Origin of the sequence: Ancylobacter sp. SL191 (assembly GCF_026625645.1) — a bacterium.
GTDB lineage: Bacteria > Pseudomonadota > Alphaproteobacteria > Rhizobiales > Xanthobacteraceae > Ancylobacter.
In genome coordinates this window covers 3,771,408-3,784,834 of record NZ_CP113056.1, presented here as the reverse complement: position 1 = coordinate 3,784,834, position 13,427 = coordinate 3,771,408, and the positions used below count along the sequence as shown (strand labels likewise).

Annotated in this window: 9 protein-coding genes; all 9 read left to right on the top strand. The window is 64.7% G+C overall.

Translation table 11 applies throughout. The annotated features are described in order from the left end of the window. Positions 1–11 precede the first annotated feature (11 nt). On the top strand, positions 12–542 hold the full coding sequence (nusG, locus tag OU996_RS17345; RefSeq protein ID WP_267582848.1) for a transcription termination/antitermination protein NusG: 531 nt from the start codon (positions 12–14) through the stop codon (positions 540–542). A gap of 183 nt (positions 543–725) precedes the next feature. Further along, positions 726–1,328, top strand: a complete 603-nt coding sequence (locus tag OU996_RS17340) for a DJ-1/PfpI family protein (protein WP_267582847.1) — start codon at positions 726–728, stop codon at positions 1,326–1,328. Between the two features lie 114 nt (positions 1,329–1,442). Continuing rightward, entirely contained in the window at positions 1,443–1,820 is a 378-nt protein-coding gene (locus tag OU996_RS17335) for a ribbon-helix-helix domain-containing protein (RefSeq protein ID WP_267582846.1), read from the top strand. A gap of 258 nt (positions 1,821–2,078) precedes the next feature. Beyond that, positions 2,079–2,528, top strand: coding sequence for a 50S ribosomal protein L11 (gene rplK / locus OU996_RS17330; protein WP_267582845.1), 450 nt, complete (start codon positions 2,079–2,081; stop codon positions 2,526–2,528). Between the two features lie 4 nt (positions 2,529–2,532). Next, a complete protein-coding gene (rplA, locus tag OU996_RS17325) occupies positions 2,533–3,234 on the top strand; it encodes a 50S ribosomal protein L1 (protein WP_267582844.1) in 702 nt (233 codons plus the stop codon). Between the two features lie 468 nt (positions 3,235–3,702). Then, a complete protein-coding gene (rplJ, locus tag OU996_RS17320; RefSeq protein ID WP_267582843.1) occupies positions 3,703–4,221 on the top strand; it encodes a 50S ribosomal protein L10 in 519 nt (172 codons plus the stop codon). 50 nt (positions 4,222–4,271) lie between these two features. Beyond that, entirely contained in the window at positions 4,272–4,646 is a 375-nt protein-coding gene (gene rplL / locus OU996_RS17315; RefSeq protein WP_267582842.1) for a 50S ribosomal protein L7/L12, read from the top strand. A gap of 281 nt (positions 4,647–4,927) precedes the next feature. Further along, positions 4,928–9,058 carry a DNA-directed RNA polymerase subunit beta gene (gene rpoB / locus OU996_RS17310; RefSeq protein WP_267582841.1) on the top strand — a complete coding sequence of 1,377 codons (4,131 nt, stop codon included), beginning with the start codon at positions 4,928–4,930 and terminating at the stop codon, positions 9,056–9,058. Between the two features lie 126 nt (positions 9,059–9,184). Continuing rightward, on the top strand, positions 9,185–13,375 hold the full coding sequence (gene rpoC, locus OU996_RS17305; protein ID WP_267582840.1) for a DNA-directed RNA polymerase subunit beta': 4,191 nt from the start codon (positions 9,185–9,187) through the stop codon (positions 13,373–13,375). The last annotated feature ends 52 nt before the right edge of the window (positions 13,376–13,427 follow it).

Here is a 13,427-nt window from a genome sequence, read left to right as displayed (position 1 = left end):
GGAGACACCCGATGCCGATGCGCTGGTACATCGTCCACGCCTATTCGAACTTCGAGAAGAAGGTCGCCGATTCCATCAAGGAACAGGCGGCGCAGCGTGGGCTCACCGATCTGTTCGAGCAGGTGCTGGTTCCGACCGAAAAGGTCGTCGAGGTGCGCCGTGGCCGCAAGGTCGACGCCGAACGCAAGTTCTTCCCCGGCTATGTGCTGGTGAAGATGGACCTCACCGACGAGGCCTTCCATCTCATCAAGAACACGCCGAAGGTCACCGGCTTCCTCGGCGCCGACAACAAGCCGATGGCGATCCCTGAGCGGGAGGCCATGCGCATCCTGCAGCAGGTTCAGGAAGGCATCGAGCGCCCGAAGCCGTCGATCAGCTTCGAGGTCGGCGAGACGGTCAAGGTCTCCGACGGCCCGTTCGCCTCGTTCAACGGCATCGTCGAGGAAGTCGACGAGGGGCGCTCGCGCCTCAAGGTCGCGGTCTCGATCTTCGGCCGCGCCACGCCGGTCGAACTGGAATTCGGTCAGGTCGAGAAGACCTGACGCGGCCTCTCTGGCCGAGACGATTTTGCATCCCCGGGCTGGTCCCGGGGATTTTCGTTTTTGACGCTCCGCATCCCCGTGCCGGCGATAGCGGGTTAACACCCACCCGTGCGCCACGCGCCTAGACTGGTCCTCCATCCGAGGCGGCGACGCCACGCCGCCCGTGATCCAGGGGAGGACAAGATGGCTGCCAAGCGCATTCTCATGATCGTCGGCGACTTCGTGGAAGATTACGAGGTCATGGTGCCGTTCCAGGCGCTGCTCGCCGTCGGCCACACCGTCCATGCGGTGTGTCCCGACAAGAAGGCCGGCGACAGCGTGAACACCGCGATTCACGACTTCGAGGGCCAGCAGACCTATTCGGAAAAGCGCGGCCACAACTTCGCGCTCAACGCCAGCTTCGCCGATATCGACCCGGCCCGTTACGACGCCCTGGTCATTCCCGGCGGCCGGGCGCCGGAATATCTGCGGATGAACGCCCGCGTCATCGAGATCGTCCGCCACTTCTTCGACACCGCCAAGCCCGTCGCCGCGATCTGCCATGGCGCGCAGCTACTCGCCGGCGCGCGCGTGCTGGAGGGCCGGACCTGCTCGGCCTATCCCGCCTGCCGCGCCGAGGTGGAACTTGCCGGCGGCATTTATGCCGACATCGCCATCGACGCGGCGGTGACCGACGGCAATCTGGTGAGCGCTCCGGCCTGGCCGGCCCATCCCGCATGGATCGGCCAGTTCCTCACCGTGCTCGGCACGCGGATCGTGCATGAGGAGGTGCGGCAGGCGGCGTGAGCCGGCATGCCGTTCGCCTGACGCATCGCGCGGCTTCGCCCGCGCGGCGAACGGGGTTATTCTGGCGGCGGGCGTCCGGCCTGCCGCCGGCCATCCATCCCGAGGAGGCGATCCATGTGCAAGCTCTTCATCGAGGCCGACCGCACGCTTTGGCAGACGCGGCTGAAGTCGGTGCGCCTCAGCGGCTTCTCGACCAGCGTGCGGCTGGAGAACCTCTATTGGCAGGTGCTGGAGGAGATCGCCCAGCGCGACGGGATGAGCGTCTCCCAGCTTCTGGCCAAGCTGCACGAGGAACTCACCTTCGCCCATGGCGAGGTCGAGAACTTCGCCTCTTTCCTGCGCGTATGCTGCGGGCGCTATCTCAGCCTGCAGCTCGAGGGCGACGTGCCGCGCGACATGGCAACGCCGATCCGTAGTCTCGACGCCGATGCCATCCTCGCGCGCGAGGCCGGCCGTGCCCGTGGCGGCCGACGCCTGCCGGACGCGGCCTGATCCACGCCGCCTGAGTCCGCGCCCGCTAAACCGGGGCACGCAAAAGGGCAGGGGCCTTCCCCTGGCGCGCATTTTGCTGTAAGCGACCCTCGCATCCCAAGTGATGCCTACATCCGCGGGAGGCATGTCCGGTTCGCCAGCCGGAACACACGTGCCGCAACCGCGACCCGGAACCCACGTCGCCCACGGCTCCACATGGCCGTGACGGCGTGTTTTGTGCTGATGGCCTGGCAGCCGTCAGTGCAGCAGGAGCCTTTCATGGCGAAGAAGATTACCGGCTATGTGAAGCTGCAGGTGCCGGCCGGCTCGGCCAACCCGGCCCCGCCGATCGGTCCCGCGCTCGGCCAGCGCGGCCTGAACATCATGGAATTCTGCAAGGCGTTCAACGCCCAGACCGCCCAGATGGAAAAGGGGATGCCGATCCCCGTCCTGATCACCGCGTATCAGGATCGTTCCTTCACCTTCGAACTCAAGACCCCCCCGGTCTCCTACTTCCTGAAGAAGGCGGCGGGTCTGGTCACGAAGAAGAAGCCCGGCTCGGGCTCGAAGACCCCCGGCAAGGGCGGCTTCGTCGGCAAGATCTCGCAGGAGCAGATGCGCGAGATCGCGGCGATGAAGATGAAGGATCTGAACTGCGACACCGTCGAATCGGCGGTCCGCATGATCGAGGGCTCCGCCCGTTCCATGGGCCTCGAAGTGGTGGGTTGAGCTGATGGCCAAGGTTTCCAAGCGTGTTCGCGCGGTGCGCGACGGTATCGATCCGGTGAAGCTCTACGGTCTCGACGAGGCCCTGGTGCTGCTCAAGGAGCGTGCCACCGCCAAGTTCGACGAGACCATTGAGGTCGCGATGAATCTCGGCGTCGATCCCCGTCATGCCGACCAGATGGTCCGTGGCGTCTGCAACCTGCCGAATGGCTCGGGCCGCACCGTGCGCGTCGCCGTGTTCGCCCGTGGCGCCAAGGCTGATGAAGCCAAGGCGGCGGGTGCAGACATTGTCGGCGCCGAGGATCTGCTCGAGACCATCCAGGGCGGCACGATCGACTTCGATCGCTGCATCGCGACCCCGGACCTCATGCCGCTCGTCGGTCGTCTCGGTAAGGTGCTCGGCCCGCGCGGCCTGATGCCGAACCCGAAGGTCGGCACCGTGACCATGGACGTCAAGGGCGCCGTCGAGGCGGCCAAGGGCGGCGCGGTCGAGTTCCGCGTCGAGAAGGCCGGCATCATCCACGCCGGCATCGGCAAGGCCTCGTTCCCGGTCGACAAGCTCGCCGAGAACATCCGCGCCTTCGCTGACTCCGTGGTCAAGGCCAAGCCGACCGGCGCCAAGGGCAACTATGTCCAGCGCATTGCGGTGTCCTCGACCATGGGCCCGGGCCTCAAGGTCGAGACTGCCTCGGTCCTGAACCCGGCCTGATGACCCGATCCGGCGGCCCCGCGGGTCGCGGGGCCGTGATCGGCTCAGGGTGGATTTGTCAAGCCCCGGATGCTATCAGGGGTGACAAATCCAGAACGACCCTCTATATGGGCGGTTTCGCGCTCGGCGACGAGTCGGGCGCGAGTCGATAAAATTTGAGGCTTTCATCCGAGTAAAATTGGATGGAGAGGCCGGTAGGGCTCGCCCTGCCGGCTTTAAGTCCTGTCCGAGACTGCCGGCGCCCCTCATTCGAGGTGGCTTAATCCCGCAGGGGCCAGCATAGACGGGGTACGACCGCGTGAAAGGTTCCGGTTTTCCGGGACTTGGATTTCGGCTCGAACCAGCGCCTTGGCCGGTTTACCGGTTCCCAAGGGGACAGGATGCTAACCGTTGCCGCCCTTCCGGGTGGTGACAAGGCGCAAACCCGGCGGGGAAGGCTTTCTTCCTCGCCACCGGAGAGCAAGTGAAGTGGATCGAGCGCAAAAAGAAGAGCTCGTCACGTCGCTGTCCGATGTGTTCCAGAACACCTCGGTCGTCGTCGTGGCCCACTATTCCGGCCTCACCGTCGCCCAGATGTCGGCCCTGCGCCGTCAGATGAAGGCGGCCGGTGCGACCGTGAAGGTGGCGAAGAACCGCCTCGCGAAGATCGCTCTCGAAGGTTCGGAAGTCGCACATGTCGCGTCCCTGCTGAAGGGTCCGACCATTATCGCTTATTCGAGCGATCCTGTTGCGGCTCCGAAGGTTGCCGTGGACTTCGCCAAGACCAACGACAAGTTCGTGATCCTTGGCGGCGCCTTCGGCAAGGCGGCCCTGAATGTGGATGGTGTGAAGGCTCTGGCCACCATGCCGTCCCTTGATGAACTGCGTGCGAAGCTGGTTGGCCTTATCCAGGCCCCGGCGACCAAGATCGCCCAGCTCAGCACCGCGCCGGCGGCTAAGCTCGCCCGCGTGTTCGCGGCCTATGCCAAAGAGAACGAAGCCGCGTGAGGCTTTACCGGTAATACTGGTTCGAACCGAAATCCAAGGACTTAAGTAAAATGGCTGACCTGTCGAAGCTCGTTGACGAGCTGTCCTCCCTCACCGTTCTCGAGGCTGCCGAGCTCGCGAAGCTCCTCGAAGAGAAGTGGGGCGTTTCCGCCGCGGCCGCCGTGGCCGTTGCCGCTGCCCCGGCTGGCGCTGCCGCGCCGGTCGCCGAAGAGCAGACCGAGTTCACCGTTGTCCTGGCCGCGGCCGGCGACAAGAAGATCGAAGTCATCAAGGAAGTCCGCGCCATCACCGGCCTGGGCCTCAAGGAAGCCAAGGATCTCGTCGAAGGCGCTCCCAAGGCCGTCAAGGAAGGCGTGACCAAGGAAGAAGCCGAGAAGATCAAGGCCCAGATCGAGAAGGCTGGCGCCAAGGTCGAGCTCAAGTGATCTGACGATCATTTCGAGGCCGCCGGCTAACCCCGGCGGCCTCTGCCTTCGTCCACCGCCCTGGCGGGATGGGGCGAGGCGGGAGGCCCCCGACGGCTTCCCCGACGATCCCGATGATGGGGGTCGTCCGGCGAGCCGTCGGATGCGCAACCCGGCAGGAACGGCGCCGTGCGCCGTCGCCTGCTCGTATTGTTGCATGTGTGATGCGTCACCGCGGCTGTTGGGCATCTGCCCCTTGGAGCGGCTGACGCGACGGTTTTTCGGACGGAGCGAGGAGCGACATGGCGCAGACGTTCACCGGTCGTAAGCGGGTCCGCAAGTTTTTCGGCAAGATCCAGGAAGTGGCTGAGATGCCGAACCTCATTGAGGTTCAGAAGGCGTCCTATGACCAGTTCCTGCAGATCGACGAGCCGAAGGGCGGGCGTGCGGACGACGGCATTCAGGCGGTTTTCAAGTCGGTATTCCCGATCTCGGACTTTTCGGGCGCTGCCATGCTCGAATTCGTCCGCTATGAGTTCGAGCCGCCAAAGTACGACGTCGACGAGTGCCGCCAGCGTGGCATGACCTTCGCCGCGCCGCTCAAGGTCACCCTCCGCCTCATCGTGTTCGATGTCGATCCCGACACCGGCTCCAAGTCCGTCAAGGACATCAAGGAGCAGGACGTCTATATGGGCGACATCCCGCTGATGACCTCGAACGGCACGTTCATCGTGAACGGCACCGAGCGCGTCATCGTCTCGCAGATGCACCGCTCGCCGGGCGTGTTCTTCGACCACGACAAGGGCAAGACCCACTCCTCGGGCAAGCTCCTGTTCGCCGCGCGCATCATCCCCTATCGCGGTTCCTGGCTCGACATCGAGTTCGACGCCAAGGACATCGTGTTCGCGCGCATCGACCGCCGCCGCAAGATTCCGGTGACGAGCCTGCTCTTCGCCCTCGGTCTCGACGGCGAGGAAATCCTCAACACCTTCTACGAGACCATTTCCTTCACCCGCACGAAGGACGGATGGCGCATGCCTTTCGATCCCAAGCGCATGAAGGGCTACAAGGCTGTCGCGGACCTTGTGGACGCCGATACCGGCGAAGTCGTCATCGAAGCCGGCAAGAAGATCACCGTGCGCCAGGCGCGCCTGCTCGCCGAGAAGGGCCTCAAGGCCCTCAAGATCTCCGACGAGGAGATGATCGGCCAGTACGTCGCCGAAGACCTCGTGAACCCGAGCTCTGGCGAGATCTATGTCGAGGCGGGCGAGGAAGTCAGCGACAAGATGCTGAAGCAGCTTGTCGAGCTCGGCTATGACGACCTGCCGATCCTGGACATCGACCACGTCAATGTGGGCGCCTATATCCGCAACACGCTGGCCGTCGACAAGAACCTCACCCGTGAGGATTCGCTGTTCGACATCTACCGCGTGATGCGTCCGGGCGAGCCGCCGACGCTCGATTCCGCGCAAGCCATGTTCCACTCGCTGTTCTTCGATTCCGAGCGCTACGACCTCTCCGCGGTCGGCCGCGTGAAGATGAACATGCGCCTCGACCTTGACTGCCCGGACACGATGCGCGTGCTGCGCCGCGAGGACATCCTCGCGGTCATCAAGACGCTGGTCGAGCTGCGCGACGGCAAGGGCGAGATCGACGACATCGATCACCTCGGCAACCGCCGCGTCCGTTCGGTCGGCGAGCTGATGGAGAACCAGTACCGCGTCGGCCTGCTGCGCATGGAGCGCGCCATCAAGGAGCGCATGTCGTCCGTCGACATCGACACCGTGATGCCGCAGGATCTCATCAACGCCAAGCCGGTTGCGGCGGCGGTGCGCGAGTTCTTCGGCTCGTCGCAGCTCTCGCAGTTCATGGACCAGACCAACCCGCTGTCCGAGATCACGCACAAGCGTCGTCTCTCGGCCCTCGGCCCGGGCGGTCTGACCCGCGAGCGTGCCGGCTTCGAGGTGCGCGACGTGCACCCGACGCATTACGGCCGCATCTGCCCGATCGAGACGCCGGAAGGCCCGAACATCGGCCTCATCAACTCGCTGGCGACCTTCGCCCGCGTGAACAAGTACGGCTTCATCGAGGCGCCCTATCGCCGCGTGAAGGACAGCCAGGTCCAGGACGAAGTGGTCTATCTCTCCGCCATGGAGGAGGGAAAGTACTACGTCGCCCAGGCGAACATTCCGCTCGATTCGGAAGGTCGCTTCACCGAAGATCTGATTGTCTGCCGCCACGCTGGCGACGTTCTTCTCGTGACGCCGGACCGCGTCGACTTCATGGACGTGTCGCCGAAGCAGCTCGTCTCGGTCGCCGCCGCGCTCATTCCGTTCCTTGAGAACGACGACGCGAACCGCGCTCTGATGGGCTCGAACATGCAGCGTCAGGCCGTGCCGCTGGTGCGCGCCGATGCGCCCTTCGTCGGCACCGGCATGGAATCGATTGTCGCTCGTGACTCGGGCGCGGCCATCGCTGCCCGCCGCACCGGCGTCATCGACCAGGTGGACGCGACCCGTATCGTCATCCGCGCGACGGAAGAGAATGATCCGTCGAAGTCGGGCGTCGACATCTACCGCTTGCAGAAGTTCCAGCGCTCCAACCAGTCGACCTGCATCAACCAGCGTCCGCTGGTGCGCGTGGGCGACCGGGTGAAGAAGGGCGACATCATCGCGGACGGTCCCTCGACCGACCTCGGCGATCTCGCGCTCGGCCGGAACATCCTCGTCGCGTTCATGCCGTGGAACGGCTACAACTTCGAGGACTCCATCCTCCTCTCCGAGAACATCTCGAAGGGCGACATCTTCTCCTCGATCCATATCGAGGAATTCGAGGTGATGGCCCGCGATACCAAGCTCGGGCCGGAGGAAATCACGCGCGACATTCCGAACGTGTCGGAAGAGGCGCTGAAGAACCTCGACGAAGCCGGCATCGTCTATATCGGCGCCGAAGTGCAGGCGGGCGACATTCTCTGCGGCAAGATCACGCCGAAGGGTGAGTCCCCGATGACCCCGGAAGAGAAGCTGCTGCGCGCCATCTTCGGCGAGAAGGCGGCGGATGTGCGCGACACCTCGCTGCGCGTTCCCCCGGGCGTCACCGGCACGGTCGTCGAAGTCCGCGTGTTCAACCGCCATGGCGTCGACAAGGACGAGCGCGCCCAGGCGATCGAGCGCGAGGAAATCGAGCGTCTGGCCAAGGACCGCGACGACGAGCAGGCGATCCTCGACCGCAACGTCTTCGGCCGCCTGGCCGAGATGCTCGACGGCAAGACCGGCGTGGCGGGCCCCAAGGGCTTCAAGAAGGATACGGCGATCACCCGTTCGGTGCTGGCCGACTATCCGCGCAGCCAGTGGTGGCAGTTCGCCGTCGCCGACGACCAGATGATGAGCGAGCTGGAAGCGATCCGTAACCAGTACGACGAGTCGAAGAAGCGCCTTGAGCAGCGCTTCCTCGACAAGGTCGAGAAGCTCCAGCGTGGCGACGAGCTGCCGCCGGGCGTGATGAAGATGGTCAAGGTCTTCATCGCCGTGAAGCGCAAGATCCAGCCGGGCGACAAGATGGCCGGCCGGCACGGCAACAAGGGCGTGGTCTCGCGCATCGTCCCGGTCGAGGACATGCCGTTCCTTGAGGACGGCACCCCGGTCGACATGGTGCTCAACCCGCTCGGCGTGCCCTCGCGCATGAACGTCGGCCAGATCCTCGAGACCCACATGGGTTGGGCCTGCGCCGGCCTCGGCAAGGTGATCGATCGTGCGATCGAGGCGTATCATCAGCAGAACGACATCGCTCCGCTGAAGGATGCCTTTGGCAAGATCTACGGTGAGGACGACACCATCGCCTCGCTGGACGAAGAAGGGCTGGTCGAGCTCGGTTCCAACCTGCGGCGCGGCGTTCCCATCGCCACGCCGGTGTTCGATGGCGCCCGCGAGGCGGACATCGAGCGCATGCTGGAACTGGCCGGTCTCGACAAGTCCGCGCAGTCCTCGCTCTATGACGGGCGCAGCGGTGACCAGTTCGACCGTAAGGTGACGGTCGGCTACATCTACATGCTGAAGCTGCATCATCTTGTCGACGACAAGATCCATGCGCGCTCGATCGGCCCGTACTCGCTCGTTACCCAGCAGCCGCTGGGTGGTAAGGCGCAGTTCGGCGGACAGCGCTTCGGTGAAATGGAGGTGTGGGCCCTTGAAGCGTATGGCGCTGCCTACACGCTGCAGGAGATGCTCACCGTCAAGTCCGACGACGTCGCCGGCCGTACCAAGGTCTATGAGGCGATCGTTCGCGGCGACGACACCTTCGAAGCGGGTATTCCCGAGAGCTTCAACGTTCTCGTGAAGGAGATGCGTTCGCTCGGCCTCAATGTCGAGCTGATGAACTCCAAGACCCTTTCGGCGGTGCCGGGCGCGGGCGAGAGCCTCCCAGCGGCTGAATGACCGACTGACTGACCAGCACGAGGGGCCGGACGCGGCCCCTCGTGTTCGCCCTCGTCATAGACAGAACTTTCTGTGACCTCAGCGACCCGCGGCGGCGGGAGCGGGGTCCAGCCGAAGGAGACGGCGATGAATCAAGAGGTCATGAATCTCTTCAACCCGGCGGCGCCGGCGCCGACTTTCGATCAGATCAAGATCTCGATCGCGAGTCCGGAAAAGATCCTTTCGTGGTCCTTCGGTGAGATCAAGAAGCCGGAGACCATCAACTACCGGACCTTCAAGCCCGAGCGCGACGGCCTGTTCTGTGCGCGCATCTTCGGGCCGATCAAGGACTACGAGTGCTTGTGCGGCAAGTACAAGCGCATGAAGTACAAGGGCATCATCTGCGAGAAGTGCGGCGTCGAGGTCACCCTCTCGCGCGTGCGCCGCGAGCGCATGGGCCATATCGAGCTGGCCGCCCCGGTCGCTCACATTTGGTTCCTGAAGTCGCTCCCGAGCCGCATCGGCCTGCTGCTCGACATGACGCTGAAGGATCTCGAGCGCATCCTGTACTTTGAGTATTACTGCGTCATCGAGCCGGGACTCACCCCGCTGAAGGAGCGTCAGCTCCTCTCGGAAGAGGACTATCTGCGCGCTCAGGAAGAGTATGGCGACGACTCGTTCACCGCGCTGATCGGCGCGGAGGCGATCCGCGAGCTGCTGCGCTCGATGGACCTGGAGAAGATCGCTGGCAACCTGCGCAAGGAGATCGCCGAGGCGACCACCGAGCTGAAGCCGAAGAAGCTCGCCAAGCGCCTGAAGATCGTCGAGGCCTTCCAGCTCTCCGGCAACAAGCCGGAATGGATGATCCTCACCCATGTGCCGGTCATCCCGCCGGATCTGCGTCCGCTGGTGCCGCTCGATGGCGGCCGCTTCGCGACGTCGGACCTCAACGACCTGTACCGCCGCGTCATCAACCGTAACAACCGCCTGAAGCGCCTCATCGAGCTGAAGGCGCCGGACATCATCATCCGCAACGAGAAGCGCATGCTTCAGGAAGCGGTCGATGCGCTGTTCGACAACGGCCGTCGCGGCCGCGTCATCACCGGCGCCAACAAGCGCCCGCTGAAGTCGCTCGCCGACATGCTGAAGGGCAAGCAGGGCCGGTTCCGTCAGAACCTGCTCGGCAAGCGCGTCGACTATTCCGGCCGTTCGGTGATCGTCGTCGGTCCCGAGCTGAAGCTGCACCAGTGCGGCCTGCCGAAGAAGATGGCGCTGGAGCTGTTCAAGCCCTTCATCTATTCGCGTCTCGACGCGAAGGGCCTGTCCGCTACCGTGAAGCAGGCGAAGAAGCTCGTCGAGAAGGAGCGTCCCGAGGTGTGGGACATCCTCGACGAGGTCATTCGCGAGCATCCGGTGATGCTGAACCGCGCCCCGACGCTGCATCGCCTGGGCATCCAGGCGTTCGAGCCGGTGCTCATCGAAGGCAAGGCGATCCAGCTCCACCCGCTGGTCTGCTCGGCCTTCAACGCGGACTTCGACGGCGACCAGATGGCGGTGCACGTGCCCCTGTCCATCGAGGCGCAGCTCGAAGCGCGCGTGCTGATGATGTCGACCAACAACATCCTGCACCCGGCGAACGGCGCGCCGATCATCGTGCCGTCGCAGGACATCGTGCTCGGCCTCTACTACCTGACCATGATGCGTGAGGGTGAGCCCGGCGAGGGCATGGCCTTTGCCAATATGGGCGAGATCGACCACGCGCTGGCCAACAAGGTCATCACCCTGCACACCAAGGTGCGCGGGCGCTACATCGGCGTGGACGAGAACGGCAACCCCGCCTCGAAGGTCCATGAGACCACGCCCGGCCGCATGAAGCTCGGCGAGCTGCTGCCGAAGAACGCCAAGACCCCCTTCGACGTCGTCAACAAGCTGATGACCAAGAAGGAGATCTCGAACATGATCGACACCGTCTACCGCCACTGCGGTCAGAAGGAGACGGTCATCTTCTGCGATCGCATCATGACGCTCGGTTTCACCAACGCCTTCCGCGCCGGCATTTCCTTCGGCAAGGACGACATGGTGGTGCCCTCCAAGAAGTGGGACATGGTCGAAGAGACCCGTGCGCTCACCAAGGAGTACGAGCAGCAGTACAATGACGGCCTGATCACCCAGGGCGAGAAGTACAACAAGGTCGTCGACGCCTGGGGCAAGTGCTCCGCGCGCCTCGCCGACGAGATGATGGCCGAGATCTCGGCCGTGAAGAAGGATCCGGTGACGGGTCGCGAGAAGCAGATCAACTCGATCTACATGATGGCCCATTCCGGCGCCCGTGGTTCGCGCGAGCAGATGCGTCAGCTCGCCGCCATGCGCGGCCTGATGGCCAAGCCGTCGGGCGAGATCATCGAGACGCCGATCATCTCGAACTTCAAGGAAGGCCTCTCGGTTCTCGAATACTTCAACTCGACCCACGGCGCCCGTAAGGGCCTCGCGGACACCGCGTTGAAGACCGCGAACTCGGGCTATCTCACCCGTCGTCTGGTCGACGTGGCGCAGGACAGCATCATCACGGTGCGCGACTGCGGCACGACGAACGGCATCGCCATGCGCGCCATCATCGATGCGGGCCAGATCGTCGCCACGCTCGGCTCCCGCGTGCTCGGCCGTACCGCGGCCGAGGACGTGATCGAAGGTGCGACCGGCAATGTGATCGTCCCGGCCGGCCATATGATGGACGAGGCCGATGTCGAGCGCATCAGCAAGGCCGGCGTGCAGGAGATCAAGATCCGCTCCGTGCTGACCTGCGAGGCCAAGAACGGCGTCTGCGGCACCTGCTACGGTCGCGATCTGGCGCGTGGTACGCCGGTGAACATGGGCGAGGCGGTCGGCGTCATCGCGGCGCAGTCGATCGGCGAGCCGGGCACCCAGCTCACCATGCGTACCTTCCACATCGGCGGCGCGGCGCAGCTCTCCGAGCAGTCCTTCATCGAGGCCTCGTTCGAGGGCACGGTGAAGATCCGCAACCGCAATGTGGTGCGGAACTCGGAAGGCGAGCTGATCGCCATGAGCCGCAACCTCTCCGTCCTGATCATCGATCATGACGGCTCGGAGAAGGCGGCTCACCGGATCCAGTTCGGCGCCAAGCTGAAGGTGGATGATGGCGACGCCATCAAGCGCGGCCAGCGCATCGCCGAGTGGGATCCCTACACCCGCCCGATCCTGACGGAAGTCGAGGGTACGGTGGGCTATGAGGATCTGGTCGAAGGCGCCTCGCTGAGCGAGACGGTCGACGAGTCGACCGGCATCGCCAAGCGCGTCGTCACCGACTGGCGCACGGGCCGCGGCTCGGAACTGCGTCCCTCGCTGGTGGTCAAGGGTGCCGACGGCAAGGTGCTGAAGCTGCCGCGCGGCGGCGACGCCCGCTACACGCTGCCGGTGGAGGCGATCCTCTCGGCCGATCCGGGTTCGCACATCAAGGCGGGCGACGTGCTCGCCCGTGTGCCGATGGAGTCCGCCAAGACCCGCGACATCACGGGCGGTCTGCCGCGCGTGGCGGAGCTGTTCGAGGCGCGTCGTCCGAAGGATGCGGCGATCATCGCCGAAATCTCCGGCACGATCCGGTTCGGCAAGGACTACAAGAACAAGCGTCGCGTTTCGATCGAGCCGCAGGACTCGAACGACGATGCGGCCGAGTACCTGATCCCGAAGGGCAAGCACATCCATCTGCAGGATGGCGACCTCGTCGAGAAGGGCGACTTCATCGTCGACGGCAATCCCGCGCCGCACGACATCCTGGCGATCAAGGGCGTCGAGGAGCTCGCCGCCTACCTGGTCAACGAAATCCAGGAGGTCTACCGGCTCCAGGGCGTGCTCATCAACGATAAGCACATCGAGGTGATCGTCCGGCAGATGCTGCAGAAGGTCGAGATCGATGACGCCGGCGACAGTGACCTGCTCACCAACGAGCAGATCGATGCCTCCGAGCTGAACGAGATCAACGAGGTGCTCGTCGCCGAAGGCAAGAAGCCGGCAGCCGGTCATCCCGTGCTGCTCGGCATCACCAAGGCCTCGCTGCAGACGCGCTCCTTCATCTCGGCCGCCTCCTTCCAGGAGACGACCCGCGTGCTCACCGAGGCGGCGGTCAACGGCAAGTCCGACGATCTCGCCGGCCTCAAGGAGAACGTCATCGTCGGCCGCCTCATCCCGGCGGGCACCGGCGCCCAGATGGCGAAGCTGCGCGTCACCGCGACGAGCCGCGACGAGCTCATCGCCGCGCAGAACGAGCAGGACGGCGTGGCGAGCAACGCCCCGCAGATCGAGGGCCCCGCGGCCGCCGAGTGATCGGCACCGCACGGCACGTAAAGGAAAGGGCCGCTCCTCACGGGGCGGCCCT